The following is an 18,623-nucleotide window of genomic DNA, read 5'->3' as shown; positions in this document are numbered from 1 at the left end:
GAGTGTGTTTTTTAACAGGTTTTACTTACGGAGATATCGCTTTAGAAGACAAGTTGTCATCGAGGCTGTTAAGGAGGTGTATTGCAATGTCCCGCAAATGTTTCATTACTGGCAAAGGACCAGGAACAGGTAACCATGTGTCCCACGCTAATAACAAATCGAAGCGCACTTGGGGTGTTAACGTTCAGAAAGTTCGTATTCTGGTGGACGGTAAACCAAAACGCGTTTATGTAAGCACGAAAGCTTTGAAATCCGGAAAAGTGACTCGTGTGTAATCATTACCTCAGATAGACAAAAAGCACCTGCTGGCAGGTGCTTTTTTTTAGTTGTACGAAAGAAAGCCCTAGCGGCAGAACTGCGACGCTTTTTCAAATCGGCATGAATGCGAGGGGCTCTCCTGCGGCCGTTCTTAAGTATGTGTTCCTCTCTTATACGATCAGTTTTTACTGAATGTATTAAGTACGGCCTTTACAAATCCGCCCAAAAATTTCGGTAGCTTGATTGTGTAAAATTTCATTCCCTACCCCTCCTCCAGATTTGCTAAAGAAACGCTTCTGCGCAAAGTGCATGCGGCGGTTGCAACCGCCCTTGCTTGGCTCCGCGTAAGCCGCCGGACTCTGATGAAGCCCAAACCCGTATACTTTATTATATTCGGCTATTTGCAAAACGTGCCTATCCCAGGTGTCTTCCGGGCAACAAAAAAAGGCTACAAAAGCCTAAACTTTTGTAACCATGTTATGCGGCCGCAAGCCGGATTATGACAGGCGGCCGTCCGCTCCCCGGGAGCAAACGACCAAATTTACGAAGCCGCAGGCAGTTGAACCGTCTTCATAGCCAAGTAAAACGCATAGATTACGGCAAATAAGAAATACAGCACGATTGTCGTGACGACAAACGCAATTCGCATGCCGCGGCCCTCATGCCGCTTGAAAAATTGAATGCCGGTGAACAGCGCGCCTAACGAGAAAATATATTTGAACAAGTCCTCGATATGGGAAAATAAGGCGAGCAATAAAGCGCAAACGATACTATATCCCACGACGATAAGAAATTTCAACCGGTTCTCACACCCCGTTCCGGATCCGACGAATCGCTTCGGCACGATCGCTGCGGTTAAATACCGCGCTGCCGGCGACCAGTACGTTCGCCCCCGCCTCAGTAACCTGACGGGCCGTTTCCGCGTTGATCCCGCCGTCGACTTCGATATCGACCTTGGCAAGTCCCCGCTCGTTCAGCATGGAACGCAGCTTGGCGATTTTCGGCAGCATGCCGGAAATGAACTGCTGTCCGCCGAACCCGGGATTGACCGTCATAATAAGCACCAGGTCCAGCGTCTCGTCCATGACATGCTCAAGAGAAGAGAGCGGAGTCGCCGGATTCAGCACGACCCCCGCTTTGACATTGTGCTCTTTGATCAAATGGAGCGTGCGGTGCAGATGCCGGCACGCCTCCACATGAACGGAGATCAAGTCCGCGCCCGCCTTGGCGAACGCCGGAATATAGGCATCCGGATTTTCAATCATCAAATGCACATCGAGCGGCAGTGATGTCCGCGGGCGGATAGCCTCCACAACGAGCGGTCCGATCGTGATGTTGGGCACGAAATGCCCGTCCATAACGTCAACATGGATCCAATCCGCCCCGCCTTTCTCCACATCGGCAATTTCCTCGCCCAGCTTGGAAAAATCGGCTGATAATATCGATGGAGCAATCAGCATCTCAGTACCTCCTCTTTCTATCTTTGATTTCCCCCAAAAATTGCAAATAATTCTCATAGCGTGAAGCCGCTATCAACCCTTGATCCTTAGCCTCCGCTACTTTGCAGCCGGGCTCGTGAAGATGCAGGCAGCCGCGGAACTTGCATTCCGCCGCATACGACTCAAATTCCTTGAAGCAGGAACTGAGCTGCTCCGCCTCTTCGATCTGCAGAAAATCCAGCGTGCTGAAGCCGGGCGTATCGGCCACAAGACCGCCGTTGGTTAACCGGATCAGTTCTACATGGCGCGTCGTGTGCTTGCCTCTGCCCAGCTTCATGCTGATTTGATTGGTTTCCAGCTGCAAGCCGGGAACCATTGCGTTGAGCAGGGACGACTTGCCGACGCCTGATTGTCCGGCGAATACGCTGATCCGGCCGGCTAACCGCTCCAGCACAGGATCGATACCGATCCCGCATTTGGCGCTGGTCACGACAACCTGGTAACCGATAGACTCGTACAGCTTCACGAGCTCCTTCAGGCTGTCCGACATCATTTCCCCTTTGGCCGGCGGTCCCGCATCTTCATCCTCGCTGATCAAATCTTGCTTGGTCAGGCAGATGATCGTTTCGAGTCCGGAGCTTTCCGTATGTACGAGAAATTTATCGAGCAGCGATAAATTGAGCGCCGGCTCCTGCACGGCGAATACAAGCACAGCCAGTTCCACATTGGCTACCGGCGGCCGGACAAGCTCGGAGGAGCGGGGAAGAATCTCATCCACCGTTCCTTCCCCGTTCTCCGTCAGCTCATAAATAACCCTGTCTCCCACCAGCGGAGAGATGCCGCGTTTCTTGAAGATTCCGCGGGCTCTGCACTGAATGGATGTCGTGACGTTGTCTTCTTCCGAAAGCACATAGTAGTATCCGCTGAGCGCTTTTACGATTAAACCCGCTGGCATTAATGGCCTCCTGTATTGGTGGAATTGCTTGTCGGTGTGTTTGCCGAAGCTGCCGTGCCGTTCGTCGTGCCTCCCCGCCTGCGGCGGTTCCGGATGCCGTGCTTCCTGCCTCGGCCCCGGTACCGCCGCTCGCGCCTTTAGCCGGCGGGTTCGCCGCTCCTCCCGGCGTTGGAGACGGCGTAGGGGTCGGAGAAGGCGTAGGCGTTGGAGTCGCCTGGCTGCCTCCCTGACCGGACAACACCGGATTGAACGGCTTTCCGCTTTTCTGCGCCAGGAAATCCTGGTAAGTGACGGTGATCATATCGGAAACGACATTATCCTGTTTGATGGTGATGGTCGCATTTTTATCCGGCGATACGACCAGATTGACATCCGCCGTCGTCGCCTTCGTCACATTCGTGAGCGTTTTGTAATCGTAGTTATCGTATGCCGCATCGCTCAAAATGATTTTAATGGTCGACGCCTTACCTTCCTTGGCCGGCTTCACAGGGATGGCGATCGTCATCTGTCCGGCCTCCGGCGGATAACCGGAGCTGATGATCAGCTTGATCTCGGTGCCCGGCGGCACCTCGTCTTTATATTTATAAGGGAATTGCGTTATAACTTTGCCTTGCGGCTGCTTATAGCTGGTCTCATAGCTGATGCCGTCCGCCGCTAGCTTCAGATTGCTGACCGCAATGCGCGCTTTGGCCTCCGCCTCGGTTAAACCGACCAAATCCGGCATACTGATACTTTCCCGCCCTTTGCTTACAATAAGCTTGACCGCAACGCTGGAAGGATCTATTTCTTCATCGGCGCCAGGCGTCTGCTGGATCACCGTGCCCGGCTCGGCGTCGACGAACTTATCCTCGGTTGAAATCTGATCCCCATTCACGCCGAGATTCATAATCGCCGTCTTCGCGTCGGCGAGGTTCTGGTTGACCACGGAAGGCATCTTTTGCTTCTCGATGCCTTTGCTGACGACTAGCTGCACCTTATTCGGAAGCTTGACCTTGATGTTCTGCGGACTTTGCCGGATGACGACATCCTTGGCCACATCCTTGGAGCTTTCCGTCACGATATCCGCTTCCAAATGAACGGCGCTCAATTTGGCCTGGGCTTCAGTCAGCGGCAAGTTGACCACAGTAGGCACGTCCACTTCTTGGACCGTAAATCTCGCTTTCACGATGCCGACGGCATACCACATGGCGCCGAGCAGGATAAGCAGGATGATGATCCAGACCGTTGGTTTGACCCATTTGTTTTTCTTTTTCTTCGTTTGCGTCTCTGCGGGAGGGGAGGACTCCTCTTCGTCATCCTCGTCCTTGCCCGTCATATATTGCCCCGGTCTGATGGCCGGTATAATTCGCGTCTTCTCCTCGTCCAGCTCGTCTTCATCCATAAAGTTCAATTTCGCTTCGTTTCGCCGGTGAGGCAGCAGGCAGCTGTCCAGATCGTCCAGCATCTGTTTGGCCGAGCGATACCGCTCGGCCGGATTTTTGCGCATCGCCTTCAAAATAATATTTTCCACGCTTTGCGGAATGAGCGGGTTCACCTTGCGCGGTTCCTCGACTTCCTCCTGCAAATGCTTCAGCGCCACGCTGATCGGGCTTTCTCCCAAAAAAGGGAGTCGGCCGGTCAGCATCTGATACATGACGATACCGAGCGAATACAGGTCGGACTGTTCTCCCGTAGACGTCCCTTTGGCATGTTCGGGCGAGAAATAATGGACGGAACCGACGACGGAGCCGGTTTGCGTTATCGTGGAAGAGGTGACGGCGCGGGCGATGCCGAAATCGGTAACCTTGATTCTGCCGTTTTTGCCGATCAGAATGTTATGAGGCTTAATATCGCGATGAATGATTTGATTATGATGCGCATGGTCGAGCGCGTCGCAAATTTGGCTGGCGATGTGTACGGCTTCCTCGACCTGCAAAGGCGCTTTTTCCTTAATCAGCTCGTTCAATGTCGTGCCTTCGATGTACTCCATGACGATATAATGAATATCTTCCTCTTGCCCTACATCGTAAATACTGACGACATTGGAATGGGATAATGAGGCGGCCGCCTGCGCTTCCCTGCGAAAGCGCTGGATGAATTCCTCGTCGTGCACATACTGCTGGCGCAGAACTTTGACGGCAACGTGTCGATGGAGTAAAATATCGAGTCCTTTATACACAATGGCCATACCGCCGCCGCCGACACGTTCGAGAATTTCATAACGGCCTCCCAGCTGCTTACCTATCATTCATCATCACCCCGCTTCACCGTTAACATGATCTGCATCTCCCGTCAAAGGATTCGCCGTATTGCTGACCAACACCACGGTAATGTTGTCATCGCCCCCCGCCTCCAAAGCTTCGTTCACAAGCAGCGAAGCCGCATGCTCAAGCTCTCCGCTGCCATTGACCAGCGTCAGAAGCTGCTCGCTGCTTATCAAAGAACTGAGACCGTCGCTGCAAATAAGCACCAGATCTCCTTGATTCCAGTTCAAGTCCTGTATATCGACCTCGATCGTCGCCTCCGTGCCGAGCGCTCTGGTCAACACATTGCGCCGCGGATGATGCGTCGCTTCCTCGCGGGTAATTTGCCCGTTTTTGACCAGTTCGTTGACCAGAGAGTGGTCCTCCGTCAATTGTACGATCGCGCCGTCGTTGATTTTGTACGCTCTGCTGTCGCCGATATGGCCGATGACCAGCGCATGCTCGTCGGCGAGCACCGTGACGACCGTCGTTCCCATTCCGAAATAATTTTCGCGCTGGGAGGCAAAATCGAAAATTTTCTCGTTAGCCAGCTCGATGGCGCTCTTCACGCGCCGTCTGCGTTCTTCTACCGACGCTCCGGCAGGCAGAGACTGCAGCTCGCCCTGAATGATATCGACCGCCATTTGGCTGGCTACGTCGCCGGCCTGATGTCCCCCCATGCCGTCGGCCACAATGGCCAATACAAATCCGTTCAAATCATCCTGAACAAACGCCCTGTCTTCGTTGACCATTCGGACGCGTCCGACATTCGTTTGGTTGGCCGTTCTCACCATGGTTTTACTCACCTCGCACTCGACTCCATATGCTTAGCACGCAGCTGGCCGCAGGCTGCCGCGATATCGCTTCCCTGCTCCCTGCGTATTGTTGCGTTAACCTTGCTGCGCTCCAAAATACGCTGGAAGGTAAAGATGTCGTCCCGAGGCGTGCGCACATAATCGCGCTCGGATACAAAGTTGACGGGGATCAAGTTGACATGCGCCATCGGAAACTGCTTGAGCACTTGCGCAAGCTCCTCCGCATGCTCCGGCTGGTCGTTAACCCCGCCCATCAACGCGTATTCGAACGTAATGCGCCGTCCCGTTTTGGCGACATAATAACGACAGGCCTCTATCAACTCGTCAAAAGGAAACCGGCGGTTCACCGGCATCAGCTTGGAGCGCAGCTTGTCGTTGGGCGCATGGATCGAAATCGCCAGATTGATTTGCGTGCTCTCGTCGGCAAACCGGTATATATTCGGTACGATGCCGCTGGTCGATACCGTAATATGGCGCTGGCCGATGTTCAAGCCCTTCGGATGAATCATGACTTTGAGGAACGTCATCATCGCATCGTAGTTTTCGAACGGCTCGCCGATGCCCATGATGACGATGCTGCTGACCCGCTCGTTCTTGGCGTCAAGCAGCTGCTGGGCTTTGACGATTTGGGCGATAATTTCCCCCGGGGCGAGGTTTCGCTTCAGTCCGGTCAGCGTGGAAGCGCAGAACGTACAGCCGATCCGGCAGCCGACCTGCGTCGTGACACAGACGCTGTTGCCGTAATTATGCTTCATGATGACGGTTTCGATCGCATTTTTGTCGGACAGCTCGAATAAAAATTTAACCGTACCGTCCTTCGATTCGTATTTCGCCACCTCGGTCAGCGTTACGAAGTCGAACTGCTCCTTCAGCTTGTCGCGCAGCGATTTGGACAAATTCGTCATCTCGTCGAAGCTTGAAACTCTTTTCACATACAGCCAATCGAAAATTTGGCCGCCGCGAAACGCCGCTTCGCCGTTCGATTGGGCCCATTCCTGCCAGCCTTCGAGCGTGAGATCATACACGTAAGGCTTCAGACTGGCTGACTGTGTTTTTTTATTTGTGGATTCCATCGTTATCACAACCTGTTTATCTATTAATCATACGTAATGATTTTAACATAATTCTCACGATTACGCTCGTTTGCGCAGCTTGGCTATGAAAAATCCGTCCGATTCGTGCTCGTACGGATAAATCTGCATCGGCTCCGCAGCCGGCTCAAACTCGGGATGATCCTGTAAAAAGCGGTCAACCATTCCTTGATTCTCGTCATGCTCTATCGTGCAGGTACTATAGACCAAAATGCCGCCCGGACGCAGCAGCCGGTGCACCTGCGACAGCAGCTCCCGCTGGATGACGCAAATATCGCCGAGCTCGCTTTCCCGTTTGGACCATTTCATATCCGGCTTGCGGCGTATGACCCCGAGCCCTGAGCAAGGAGCGTCCAGCAAAATCCGGTCGAAGCCGGCTTCGGGAAGCAGCTCCGGCAGCTTGCGGGCATCTGCGGTCAAGGTACGCACCGAAGCAAGGCCCAGTCGCTCCGCCTGCTCGCGAATCAGCTTCGCCTTATGCTCATGGATATCGCAAGCCCATATTTCGCCCCGATCGCCCATTTTCTCGGCCATATGCATCGTCTTGCCTCCAGGCGCCGCGCAGCAGTCGAGCACCTTCTCTCCGGGCTTCGGATCGACGGCCTCGGCAACGAGCATCGAGCTCTCGTCCTGAATCGAGAAGAGCCCTTGCTCGAACCACGGAGTGAGCGCCATGTTGCCGCCGCCTCTGACGACGACTCCCGCCGGAGCCAGCTCCGACGGCTCCGCCTGCAAGCCGGCTTCAAGCAGCAGCTTGACGAGCTCGTCCCGTCCGATCTTCATGATATTGGCGCGGATGCTGACCCGGGGCGGCCGGTTGTTCGCCTCGCAAACCCGCTCCGTCCGCTCCGCTCCCAGCTGCCGCAGCCAGCGCCGCACCATCCATTCAGGATGGGAGTGCCGAAGCGCGATTCGCTCCGCTTCCGGCAAACCGTCCGGGATCACGAGCCCGTCCTTTTGCCTGATGACATTGCGCAGCACGCCGTTCACCATGCCGGAGATGCCTTGATGGCCTTTCTTTTTGGCCAAATTGACCGCTTCGTTGACCACTGCATGGTCCGGAACGCGGTCCAGGTACATCATCTGGTAAAAGCTCAATCTGAGCAAGCTGCGCACCCACGGCTGCAGCTTGGCCATCCCTTTGGCTACGAATTTCTCCAAAAAATAGTCTATCGTATTCATTCTTTGGATCGTGCCGTATACAATTTCGGTAGCAAGCGCCGCATCCTCCTTGTCCAATCTGTACTTTTGCAGCGTTTGGTGAAGCAGCAGATTGCTGTATGAACGGTCCTGCTCCGTGCGCACCAGCACATCGAGAGCCGCTTCCCTTGCCGATCCCGTCCGGGCAGCCTGACTTCCGCCGGTTCGTCCGGCAGCGCTCGGGCTCTTGCCCGTCTTCCGGTAGTTCGTATTCACTATGACTAAGCCTCCTGTAAGTAAGCCCGCTTAACCGAGCACCGTTCCCGCCTTCAATTGGCCTCCGCGAACGAATTGAGCGGCATCCATCGCCTTTTTCCCGGCAGGCTGGAGCTCCGTGATCGTAACAGCGCCGGCTCCGGCAGCGACGACAATGCCGCGTTCGTCCGCCGAGAGCACGGTTCCCGGAGCCGCGGCGGCATTCTCTGCTCCCGCTTCCGGTTTAAGGCAGCTCCAAACTTTGAGCACGTCTCCGTTCCATAACGTGTAAGCTCCCGGGCGCGGATTCAGCCCTCTGACTTGATTCCATATGGCGACAGCAGACTTGTTCCAATCGATCTGCTCTTGCTCCCGGGTAATATTAGGGGAATATACCGCTTCGGCTTCGTTTTGCGGTTCGGCTTGAATACGCCCGGACGCCAGCTCCGGCAGCGTCCGCTTGAGCAGCTCGGCTCCCGCCACGCTCAGCTTGTCGAACATCGTACCCGTCGTATCGGTATCTTCGATGGCCACTTCGACCCGGGTAAGCATATCGCCGGTATCGAGCCCCTCGGCCATATACATGATCGTGACGCCGGCTACCTCGTCCCCGTTCATCACCGCGTGATGAATCGGCGCTCCGCCGCGGTATTTGGGCAGCAGCGACGCGTGAATATTAATGCAGCCGTACGGAGGAATATCCAGCACCGATTTGGGCAGTATTTGTCCGTAGGCGGCTGTCACGATCAAATCCGGCTTCAGCTCTTTGACGAGCTCCACCGCCTCGGGCCTGCGCAGCCGCTCCGGCTGCAGCACCGGAATACCGTGCTTCTGCGCTTCCACCTTGACCGGAGTCGGCGTCAAGATGCGCTTGCGCCCAACCGGACGATCCGGTTGGGTCACTACGCCGACCACTTGGGCCCCGTCATATTCAAGCAGCGTTTGTAAAGAAGGCACGGCGAAGTCCGGCGTGCCCATAAATACGATTCTCATGCTTCACCGCCTTGCGGCTCGCTGCGGTACATCTTCTCCGCCAAATCCGTATACAAAACTCCGTTCAGATGATCGACCTCGTGTAAAATGCAGCGGGCCAGCAGCTCCGTTCCTTCAATAACGATCTCGTTGCCGTCCCGGTCAAGCCCTTTGACCTTCACGCGGTTCGCGCGGCGGACGTCACCCGTCTTGCCGGGAATGCTGAGGCAGCCTTCCGGTCCGAACTGTTCCCCTTCCGTCTCGATCACTTCGGGATTGATCAGCTCGATCAAACCGTGATCGTCTCCGACGTCCATCACGATCACCCGCTTCAAAATGCCGATCTGCGGAGCCGCCAAGCCCACTCCCTCGGCGTCGTACATCGTATCGGCCATATCGTTCAGCAGCTTATGAATGTTAGAAGTGATTTTGGTAACCGGCTTGGCTACTTCGCGCAATACCGGATCGGGATCTTTCACAATCATCTTAATTGCCATTATAAACACACCTTTCTTAATGAGAGGGGATTCCATGTTTCGTCAATCTATTTCAACACGTCAAGGACGAGCCGGGCTACATAAGCACCTGCGGGTCCACATCGACGCTGATTGTCATTTTATGCTGCCTCTCCACGTCCTCAAACGAAGCGACCGCCCGCTTAACGAGGCCGGAAATGGAAGCTTCTCCCCGATATTTTATCATGCATTGAAACCGATATCTATCTTTGATTCGGGCGATGGGCGACGCCACCGGGCCCAAAATTTCAACCTGCGACAGGCCGCTTTCCTTGGCAAGCTCTTTGAGCCGAACCGCCATCGATTCCGCCGTTCGCATAAGCAGCGGAATTTGCTCATGGCTGAGCGTAATGAGAATGAGCCGGTGAAACGGCGGGTATTGATGCAGCTTGCGCAAGGTCATTTCCTTGTCGATGAAGCTGCGGTAATCATGCCTGCTTGCGCTGATGATGCTGTAATGCTCCGGCGCATAGGTTTGCACGAAGACTTCTCCCGGAAGCTCGTGCCGGCCGGCCCGGCCGGCCACCTGAGTAAGCAGTTGAAACGTGCGCTCCGCGGCACGGAAATCCGGCAAATTCAGCACCGTATCGGCGGCCAGCGCCCCGACCAGCGTCACATGCGGAAAGTCGAGCCCTTTGGCCACCATCTGCGTTCCGAGCAGCACATCCGCCTGCCGGTTGCGGAACATCGTGAGCCATTTCTCATGCGAGCCTTTCTCCGTCGTCGTATCGACATCCATCCGGATGACCCGGATGCCCGGAAACAGCTTGCCCAGCTCTTCTTCCACCCGCTGCGTTCCCGTGCCGAAGTGGCGTATATGCTCGCTGCCGCAGCTCGGGCATACCGTAAGCTCCCGTTCCGCGTATCCGCAATAATGGCAGCGAATCGCCCGCGAGCTTTGATGAAACGTCAAGGAAATATCGCAATGAGGACATTGCGCCACATAACCGCAAGTGCGGCACATCACGAAGGTCGAGTACCCTCTCCGGTTCAGAAGCAAAACAGTCTGTTCTTTCTTGTGTAACCGTTCTTCGATCGCTTTATACAAGGCGCGGCTGAACATCGAGCGATTGCCCGTACGCAGCTCCTCCCGCATATCGATAATATGTACCGGAGGCAGCGGCCTTCCTTCCACGCGATTATGCATGGTGAGCAGCTCGAACGGCACCCGTTCGTTCAATGCGGTGTCGGCGGCAGCCGCCGCACCCGCCTCGGTAATCGCAGGCGCGCCTCCCGGCATGCCGCCGGTCGCAGCCCTGCGCGCTGCGGCAGAAACCGCGAGCGTGCCGTGCATGCTTTCGAGCGAAGGCGTAGCCGAGCCCAGCACGACAACGGCGTCATGCTGCGACGCACGGGCTACCGCCACGTCCCGGGCGTGATACTTCGGGCTCTCCTCCTGCTTGTACGAGGATTCATGCTCTTCATCTATAATAATGAGGCCGATTTTCGTAAATGGGGCAAAAATGGCGGAGCGGGCTCCGATTACGACGCTAACCTGCCTCAGCATAATTTTGCGCCACTCGTCATAGCGCTCTCCATGCGACAGCCGGCTGTGCAGGACGGCGACCTGGTCGCCGAACCGGCCTTTAAACCGTTCGACCATTTGCGGCGTGAGCGATATTTCCGGAACAAGGACAATCGCTTCCCGTCCCTGATCGAGACAGGTTTGGATCGATTGCAAGTACACTTCCGTCTTGCCGCTGCCCGTTACTCCATGCAATAAAAAGACGCGATGCTCGCGGGCTGCGACCGCCCGGGAAATGCGCCCGTACACTTGCTGTTGTTCGGGCATAAGCGGAAGCGGACGGGTTTTGGCGAACGATCGTTTGGCGTAAGGGTCGCGGAATACTTCGACTTCCTTGATCGTAAGCAAGCCTTTGTCCGCCAGACTTTTGACCGTCCCCGCGCTGATTCCGAGCTCGTGCAGCAGCTCTGTCAGCTTGATCGGCGCCGGGTGGTCCGCCAAATAGCGCAGAACCTCCTTCTGCTTCGCCGCTCTCGCAGGCAGCTGCGACTCCGCTTCCTTTAGCAGCTCGGCGTTATCTGCGGGAAATACGGTCAGCACCTTTTTCGCCGCCATCCGGTCTTTGATCATCTGAACCTCATACAGCAGGCCTTCGGCCATCAGCTGTTTGATCAGCGCCGCATCGGAGCCGAACTTCTCAAGCAGCGACTCCAATTGCACCGAGCCCTTGTCGCGCACATAGCGGATCATTTCCCGCTGTTCGGGCAGCAGCATAGCAAACTGCCCGGACTCCCCGTTCCCGCCCAAGGAATCGTCCGCAGCCTTTACATGCCGCTCATACTTGGCTTTCAGCGCTCCGGGAATCATCGCCTGCAGCGCCGTAATTTCATGGCATAAATACGTCCGGCTGATCCAGCCGGCCAGCTGCACCAAGTCGGGGGTCAACGGCGGATACAAGTCCATGACCTCCGAAATCGGCTTCACCTTGCTTGGGTCCAGATCAGAACGCGTGTGCAGATCGATGACGAACCCCTGCACTTTGCGCGGGCCGAACGGGACGCCTACCCGGCTGCCTATCGCCACCCAGCTGCGCATCGCTTCGGGAACGAAATAATCGAAAGCGCGGTTCGTTTGTTTCGCAGGGACATCCACAATAACTTTTGCGTACATCCGTTCGCCCTAATCTCCCTTCCTGATTCTATCCGCCACCGTTAACAGCAAATGACGGGCTACCTCGCGCTTGCTCATCACAGGCAACGCTTCCACCAGACCGCTACGATCATAAATGCGTACCACATTGGTATCGTGACCGAATCCGGCGCCTTCCTGCGTCACATCGTTAGCTACGAGCAGGTCGCAGTTTTTCCGTTTCAGCTTATCCATCGCATGCTCGTCGATCGATTGGGTTTCCGCGGCGAAACCGACGATAAACTGCTTCGTTTTCAAGCTTCCGATCGTTTGCAAAATATCGCTGTTTTTCACGAGCTTCAGCGTCATTTCGGCGTCTTTTTTCTTAATCTTCTGCTCCGCCTGCTCGGCAGGCCGGTAATCGGCGACGGCTGCTGCTTTAATGACGATATCCATCTCCGGCAGCCGGCCGACCACCGCCTCCAGCATATCTTGAGCGGATTCCACGCGCACCGTGCGAACCCCTTCCGGCGTCTGAACCGATGCTTTTCCGACGACCAGCGTCACATCGGCCCCCATAAGGCGAGCCGCCTCGGCGATCGCAAAGCCCATTTTCCCCGAGGAATCATTGGTCAAATAGCGGACAGGATCGATCCTCTCCACCGTTCCGCCTGCGGTAACCAGCACTTTTTTGCCTTGCAGAAGCTCCTTCTCGCCGAAAAAGCGCTCGATAGCCTCCGCGATCCGTTCCGGCTCCTCCAGCCTGCCTTTCCCCACATAGCCGCAAGCGAGCTGTCCGGTACCGGGCTCGACAAACAGAACGCCGCGTTCAGCCAGCGTCTGCATATTGGTCTGAACGGCCGGATGCGTATACATATGGACGTTCATCGCCGGAGCGACGAGAACCGGAGCCGTTGTGGCCAGCAGCGTCGTGCTGAGCATGTCGTCCGCCAGTCCGTGCGCCATTTTGGCGATCATATTGGCAGTTGCCGGAGCGACGACCACCAGATCGGCGCGGTCCGCCAGGTCGATATGGGAAACGACGGAGGCATCCTTCTCATCGAACGTGTCGACAATGACATCGTGCCGGGAAAGCGTCTGAAACGTCAACGGGGCGATAAATTTCGTCGCCGATTCGGTCATGATCACCCGCACCTCGGCTCCGGCCTGCTTCAATTTGCTGCACAGCGCCGCCGCTTTGTAAGCGGCGATCCCTCCGCTGACTCCAAGCACGATCGTTTTTCCATTCAACATCCCGATCCACCCCCAATATTCGAGAAAAAAATAACAACCACGAGGGTTGTTGTGAAGGTTACTTGATCAATTCTTTATTTTGCAGCTTCTCATAAGAGATGTGGTCCTCATAAATCTCTTCCAAAGCAAGACCTACGAATTTATGCGATCTTTTGTTGCGCACCTCGGTTTTAGCGCCGTCGCGCAGCATTCTTGCCCGCTTAGCCGCAGCCACCACAAGCGAATATTTACTGTCTACTTTATCCAAAAGTTTATCGATTGAAGGATATAACATGTTTAATTCACCTCAGCCATCCACTGTTTTATTTTGCTAACCACTCGTTCTTTTCGGCAATGCTCCGCCACAATGATCGATTGAATCCGCGAACAGGCCAGCTCGACGCGATCGTTCACAATGGCATAGTCATAATGCTCCAGCAGCCGGATTTCATCCATCGCAACGGACATGCGGCTGCGGATCGACTCTTCGGACTCGGTCCCTCTTCCGACGATGCGGCTTTCCAGCTCATCCATCGAAGGGGGAAGCAGAAATATAAACACACCTTGAGGAAATTTCTGTTTTACTTTCAAAGCGCCCTGCACTTCGATTTCCAAAATGATGTCTTTACCCGAATTGAGCGTATCTTCCACGAATTTTCTGGGCGTTCCGTAGAAGTTGCCGACATACTCGGCCCATTCCAGCATTTGGTCTTCCTGAATCAGCTTCTGGAATTGTTCCCTCGATTTGAAAAAATAATTCACTCCGTCCACTTCGCCCTGCCGCGGTTCGCGGGTCGTCGCGGACACGGAATAGATCAATTCGGGAGCGCATTGACGAAGCGCCTTGCATACGGTACCCTTCCCTACGCCTGAAGGTCCCGATAGTACGACTAAAATCCCTTTTTCCTTACTCGTCATGATCATCGTCCTTATTGGAAAGTCGATGGGCCACCGTTTCGGGCTGCACCGCAGACAAGATGACATGATCGCTATCCGTAATAATCACTGCGCGCGTACGGCGGCCGTAGGTCGCATCGATCAGCATGTGACGGTCGCGCGCTTCTTGAATGATTCTTTTGATCGGCGCGGACTCCGGACTCACGATGGAAATGATTCGGTTCGCGGATACAATGTTACCGAATCCTATATTGATTAATTTGATTGCCATCTTGTTTCCTCCTAAGAGTTTTCCTGAAAGGGAAAACTTACATCGTAAGCATGTGCTCGGCTTTCCCTACGGGAAAGCTTACTTCGTAAGCATAAGCTGAGTTTTCCCGAAAGGGAAAACTTACATCGTAAGCATTACTCGATATTTTGAATCTGCTCTCTCATTTTCTCCAGCTCGGCCTTCATCTCTACCACCAGGGCGGTGAGGCCGGCATGGTTAGCCTTGGAGCCTATCGTATTCACCTCGCGGTTCATCTCCTGAACCAGGAAGTCGAGCTTTCTGCCGACTGGCTCCGGCGAGCTCAGCAGCTGCCTGCACTGCTGAAAATGGCTTTGCAGTCTTGTAATTTCCTCTTCCACGTTGGCACGATCCGCAAATACCGCCACTTCCGTGGCTAACCGCACTTCATCCATAACAGGCTGCTGCAGCAGCTCTTGAATCCGCGAGCGAAGCTTCTCCGCATAGTCCTGCACCGCCTGAGGCGACAGGCGCTTCGCCTGCTCCAGCAGCGCTTCCAGCGTCTTCACACGCTGTCTCGTGTCTTCGCCCAAATGGCTGCCTTCCGATTCGCGCATCAGCAGGAGCTGCGAAACGGCATCCGTGATGCAGGCCGTCCACTCCCGTTCGATCACTTCTTCTTCAGCCTGCGCGGCCTTACGAAACGTAATCAGCTCGGGAATTTGCAAATAATCTTGCACAGTCATAGCGCCTTCGGCTCCGAGCCTCTCCCTAAGCTGCTCGGCGGCAAGCCGGTATGATTCCGCCAAAGGCCAATTCAGCTCCATCGTTCCTACAGCATCGGCTTGACGCTCTACGGTAACAAAAACGTCAACTCGGCCTCGTTTGATCTCCTGCTGCACCATGCGCTTCAGCAGATCTTCATATTTCAGCCATTCCCGGGGCATGCGCACTTGAACTTCGCAGTAACGGTGATTGACCGACTTGATATCGATCTGTACGGCATACCCTTCAAAAGAACGGCTCGCTTGTCCGAATCCGGTCATACTGCGAACCATGGCATTCACATCCATTATTCTATATTAATTCATTTTGTCAATGGGTACAAGTGGGAATAGATCTGCCCGCCTTCTCCCATACGTAATTGGTCAGTTGAACCGTCATATCGTAGGACAGGAACGGCGTCATCAAGTAGATGCCGTTGAAATATTTCATCGCCGTATCGAGCAGCTCCTTGGCGATCTGCACGCCGGCTGCCCGGCCTTCCTCGCCTTTCAGGTCGCCCATCCGCCGGCGCACTTCGTCCGACAGCTGTATGCCGGGCACTTCGTTGTGCAAATACGTCGCGTTGCCTCCGCTCGCAAGCGGCATAATACCGATAAAAATAGGAATGGATAAGTGCTTCGTCGCTTCATGGATCTTTTCAATCAGCTCGGCGTTATACACCGGCTGCGTCATAATATAGTCCGCTCCCGCTTCGATTTTGCGCTCTAAGCGCTGAACGGCCTTCTCCAAATATTTGACGTTCGGGTTAAACGCCGCGCCTACGATAAAATCGGCCTTCTTCTTCAGCGTCTTTCCGGAGAAAGCAATTCCTTCATTCAACTGCTTGATCATACGGATGATTTCGAAAGAAGTCAAGTCATAAACCGAGCTGGACCCGGGCAAATCTCCGAAACGCGCCGGATCGCCGGTTACGGCCAGCACATGGTCGATGCCGAGAGCATGCAGTCCCATCATATGCGACTGCGTCCCGATCATGTTACGGTCGCGGCAGGCAATATGAATGAGCGGGCGAAGCCCCGTCTGCTCCTTGACCAGATAGCCGAGCGCCAAATTGCTCATTCTGGTGACGGCCAGCGAATTATCCGCCATCGTCAGCGCGTCCACATGCGCATCCTTGAGCGCGCGCGCCCCTTGCATAAACCTCTCAATATCCAGATCGCGCGGCGGATCGAGCTCCACAATGACCGTATGCCGCTGCTTCACCAGATCGATGATGCTCGGTTCTGCGAAATCGGCCCCTTGCCCGGCCGCTCCTTGCTGCGGGTCGGCCGCGGCTTCGCTCACGACGGCCGCTTTCGCTTCCGACGATTGCAGCAGATCCACCCGGGTCGCATCCGGCTGATAGCCCTGCAGCGCCTCGGCAATCGCAGCTACGTGCTCAGGCGTCGTGCCGCAGCAGCCTCCGATGATCCGCGCGCCGAGATCGGCGAACTTGAGCGAGGTCTCGGCAAAATATTGCGGCGTCGCCGCATAAGTGAACCGTCCGTCCACATAGTCCGGCGTTCCTGCATTGGGAAAAACGGAAAACGGCAGCGGAGCGTCCATTCCCGCGACTCTCTCCAGGGAACGCAGAAGCCCGTTCGGGCCGCTGCGGCAGTTAAAGCCTACGACGTCGGCCCCGGCTTGCTGCAGCTTCGCGAACGCCTCCTGCAAGGAAAATCCGTCGTGAGTCGTGCCCGTGCCTTCCGTGGCAAACTGGCAAATGACCGGAATGTCACCCAACTTGCGGATCACCTTCAAGGCCAGCAGCATTTCCTCCAAATCATAGAACGACTCCAGCATTAAGCCGTCTACGTCGGTGCCCAGCAGCACTTCGATTTGCTGTCGCAAGTCTTCCTTAACTTTGGTCGTGCGCACGTTTTTCCGCTTGCCTGCGCGGATGGAGCCGATGGCTCCGACGATGTAGGCGTCATGCCCTACCGCCTTGCGGGCCAGCTCGACGCCGGCAACGTTAATCGCCTCCACATCCTGCTCCAAGCCGTACTTCGACAGCTTCTCGCGGTTGGCGGAAAAAGTATTCGTCTCTATAATACGCGCCCCCGCCTCATAATAACGGCGATGAACGTCCATAATCACATCCGGCTGAAGCAGATTCAGCTCTTCATACGAGATGCCTACCGGAAAGCCCATCTGATACAAATATGTCCCCATAGCTCCGTCGCCGACCAAAATATGCTGACGGAGCGCTTCTCTCAAGTCCAGTTTCATTTCTTCCGCCTCGCCCTTCCCATGAAAAAATACCTTTAATCCTGAATCCGTCTCGTCCGCCCCGGAAGCGACAGCTGACCTTCGAACACCTGCTCGGCAGGGCCTGTCATATACACATGGTTGTCCGCTTCGTTCCATTCGATGAACAGATCGCCGCCTTTAAGCGAAACGGTCGCGGACCGCTCCGATTTGCCGTTCAGCACCGAAGCTACCAGCGTTGCGCATGCTCCCGTGCCGCAGGCAAGCGTCGGTCCGGCGCCGCGTTCCCAGACGCGCATATCCATAGCTTGCGGCGATTTTACCGTGACGAATTCCACGTTGACTCTGCGCGGAAACAGCGGATGCACTTCCAGCTTCGGCCCCCACGTCCCGAGGTCGAAATGGGCCGCGTCGTCTACATAGATGACGCAGTGCGGGTTGCCCATCGACACCGCCGTAAACTGAAACTGTCTGCCGTCCACCTCGATCGGGTGGTTCAGCACCTGATCCAAATCGACGGTCGTCGGCACTTCGGTTCCGCGCAAAATCGGTTCTCCCATATCGACGCGAACCGCCGTCACGCGGCCGCTCTCGACCGTCAGCTGGACCTTTTGCGCCCCGGCTCCGATCGTTTCGACGGTAAGCTCCTTGCGGGATGCTTCCACCATGCCGTACTCATAAATGTATTTGGCGACGCAGCGCACCGCGTTGCCGCACTGCTCCGACTCGGAGCCGTCCGAATTAATAATGCGCATTTTGTAATCGGCTTTCTCCGATGGCAATATATATACCAAGCCGTCCGCTCCGATGCCGAAATAACGGTCGCACAGCCGGACCGCAAGCTCGCTTGCGCCGGCCGGCAGCTCTTTTTCTCCCGCGACGACGATAAAATCATTTCCCAAACCATGCATTTTCGTAAAGTTCATAACGCTTCTCTCCCCTGATCTCCGACCTGCTGCCGCATTCTTTTGGTTTAGCCAATATCATAACGCAAAACCGGGCAAATGCATAGTTTATCCGGGTAATTTTATCGTAA

General features: G+C 55.3%; 19 protein-coding genes. 1 reads left to right on the top strand and 18 read right to left on the bottom strand.

Translation table 11 applies throughout. The annotated features are described in order from the left end of the window. Positions 1 to 86: 86 nt before the first annotated feature. Complete coding sequence (gene rpmB, locus SK3146_RS32770) at positions 87 to 275, top strand: 50S ribosomal protein L28 (protein ID WP_028550362.1); 189 nt, start codon at positions 87 to 89, stop codon at positions 273 to 275. 161 nt (positions 276 to 436) lie between these two features. Here the strand turns inward: rpmB and spoVM are convergent, their stop codons facing one another. The 18 genes from spoVM to dapF form a co-directional block, all read right to left on the bottom strand. Continuing rightward, positions 437 to 517 (bottom strand): stage V sporulation protein SpoVM, encoded by an 81-nt coding sequence (gene spoVM, locus SK3146_RS32765; RefSeq protein WP_014652194.1) that lies wholly within the window; start codon positions 515 to 517, stop codon positions 437 to 439. 282 nt (positions 518 to 799) lie between these two features. After that, positions 800 to 1,057, bottom strand: a complete 258-nt coding sequence (locus tag SK3146_RS32760) for a hypothetical protein (protein ID WP_249862731.1) — start codon at positions 1,055 to 1,057, stop codon at positions 800 to 802. A gap of 7 nt (positions 1,058 to 1,064) precedes the next feature. After that, entirely contained in the window at positions 1,065 to 1,718 is a 654-nt protein-coding gene (gene rpe, locus SK3146_RS32755) for a ribulose-phosphate 3-epimerase (RefSeq protein WP_249862730.1), read from the bottom strand. A 1-nt stretch (position 1,719) separates the two neighbouring features. After that, positions 1,720 to 2,607: a ribosome small subunit-dependent GTPase A gene (gene rsgA / locus SK3146_RS32750; protein ID WP_249866516.1), complete on the bottom strand. Its 888-nt coding sequence runs from the start codon at positions 2,605 to 2,607 to the stop codon at positions 1,720 to 1,722. Continuing rightward, positions 2,501 to 4,879 carry a Stk1 family PASTA domain-containing Ser/Thr kinase gene (pknB, locus tag SK3146_RS32745; RefSeq protein WP_249862729.1) on the bottom strand — a complete coding sequence of 793 codons (2,379 nt, stop codon included), beginning with the start codon at positions 4,877 to 4,879 and terminating at the stop codon, positions 2,501 to 2,503. Before pknB ends, rsgA begins: the two co-directional genes overlap by 107 nt. 6 nt (positions 4,880 to 4,885) lie before the next feature. Next, positions 4,886 to 5,668: a Stp1/IreP family PP2C-type Ser/Thr phosphatase gene (locus tag SK3146_RS32740; protein WP_249866515.1), complete on the bottom strand. Its 783-nt coding sequence runs from the start codon at positions 5,666 to 5,668 to the stop codon at positions 4,886 to 4,888. Between the two features lie 8 nt (positions 5,669 to 5,676). After that, complete coding sequence (gene rlmN, locus SK3146_RS32735; protein ID WP_249862728.1) at positions 5,677 to 6,762, bottom strand: dual-specificity RNA methyltransferase RlmN; 1,086 nt, start codon at positions 6,760 to 6,762, stop codon at positions 5,677 to 5,679. A gap of 60 nt (positions 6,763 to 6,822) precedes the next feature. Continuing rightward, on the bottom strand, positions 6,823 to 8,196 hold the full coding sequence (gene rsmB, locus SK3146_RS32730) for a 16S rRNA (cytosine(967)-C(5))-methyltransferase RsmB (protein ID WP_249862727.1): 1,374 nt from the start codon (positions 8,194 to 8,196) through the stop codon (positions 6,823 to 6,825). Between the two features lie 30 nt (positions 8,197 to 8,226). Then, positions 8,227 to 9,168 (bottom strand): methionyl-tRNA formyltransferase, encoded by a 942-nt coding sequence (fmt, locus tag SK3146_RS32725; protein WP_249862726.1) that lies wholly within the window; start codon positions 9,166 to 9,168, stop codon positions 8,227 to 8,229. Next, the gene (def, locus tag SK3146_RS32720) at positions 9,165 to 9,644 is read right to left on the bottom strand and encodes a peptide deformylase (protein ID WP_249862725.1); all 480 of its coding nucleotides are present in this window, start codon (positions 9,642 to 9,644) and stop codon (positions 9,165 to 9,167) included. The genes fmt and def overlap by 4 nt, the downstream gene beginning before the upstream one ends. Positions 9,645 to 9,720: 76 nt before the next feature. Then, a complete protein-coding gene (priA, locus tag SK3146_RS32715) occupies positions 9,721 to 12,297 on the bottom strand; it encodes a primosomal protein N' (protein WP_249862724.1) in 2,577 nt (858 codons plus the stop codon). Positions 12,298 to 12,306: 9 nt separating this feature from the next. Next, positions 12,307 to 13,509: a bifunctional phosphopantothenoylcysteine decarboxylase/phosphopantothenate--cysteine ligase CoaBC gene (coaBC, locus tag SK3146_RS32710; RefSeq protein WP_249862723.1), complete on the bottom strand. Its 1,203-nt coding sequence runs from the start codon at positions 13,507 to 13,509 to the stop codon at positions 12,307 to 12,309. 58 nt (positions 13,510 to 13,567) lie between these two features. Beyond that, positions 13,568 to 13,783 carry a DNA-directed RNA polymerase subunit omega gene (gene rpoZ, locus SK3146_RS32705; RefSeq protein ID WP_249862722.1) on the bottom strand — a complete coding sequence of 72 codons (216 nt, stop codon included), beginning with the start codon at positions 13,781 to 13,783 and terminating at the stop codon, positions 13,568 to 13,570. Positions 13,784 to 13,785: 2 nt separating this feature from the next. Further along, positions 13,786 to 14,406 (bottom strand): guanylate kinase, encoded by a 621-nt coding sequence (gmk, locus tag SK3146_RS32700; protein WP_249862721.1) that lies wholly within the window; start codon positions 14,404 to 14,406, stop codon positions 13,786 to 13,788. Then, positions 14,396 to 14,656 carry an extracellular matrix/biofilm regulator RemA gene (gene remA / locus SK3146_RS32695; protein WP_009672664.1) on the bottom strand — a complete coding sequence of 87 codons (261 nt, stop codon included), beginning with the start codon at positions 14,654 to 14,656 and terminating at the stop codon, positions 14,396 to 14,398. The genes gmk and remA overlap by 11 nt, the downstream gene beginning before the upstream one ends. 134 nt (positions 14,657 to 14,790) lie before the next feature. Beyond that, positions 14,791 to 15,672 (bottom strand): YicC/YloC family endoribonuclease, encoded by an 882-nt coding sequence (locus SK3146_RS32690; RefSeq protein WP_249862720.1) that lies wholly within the window; start codon positions 15,670 to 15,672, stop codon positions 14,791 to 14,793. Positions 15,673 to 15,709: 37 nt separating this feature from the next. Further along, positions 15,710 to 17,608, bottom strand: coding sequence for a bifunctional homocysteine S-methyltransferase/methylenetetrahydrofolate reductase (locus tag SK3146_RS32685; protein WP_249862719.1), 1,899 nt, complete (start codon positions 17,606 to 17,608; stop codon positions 15,710 to 15,712). Between the two features lie 35 nt (positions 17,609 to 17,643). Continuing rightward, positions 17,644 to 18,513, bottom strand: a complete 870-nt coding sequence (gene dapF / locus SK3146_RS32680) for a diaminopimelate epimerase (RefSeq protein WP_249862718.1) — start codon at positions 18,511 to 18,513, stop codon at positions 17,644 to 17,646. Positions 18,514 to 18,623: the final 110 nt, after the last annotated feature.

Source organism: Paenibacillus konkukensis, assembly GCF_023523925.1.
GTDB classification, from domain to species: domain Bacteria; phylum Bacillota; class Bacilli; order Paenibacillales; family NBRC-103111; genus Paenibacillus_S; species Paenibacillus_S doosanensis.
The sequence above is the reverse complement of the archived record's forward strand: the minus strand, read 5'-3'. Positions and strand labels throughout refer to the sequence as shown.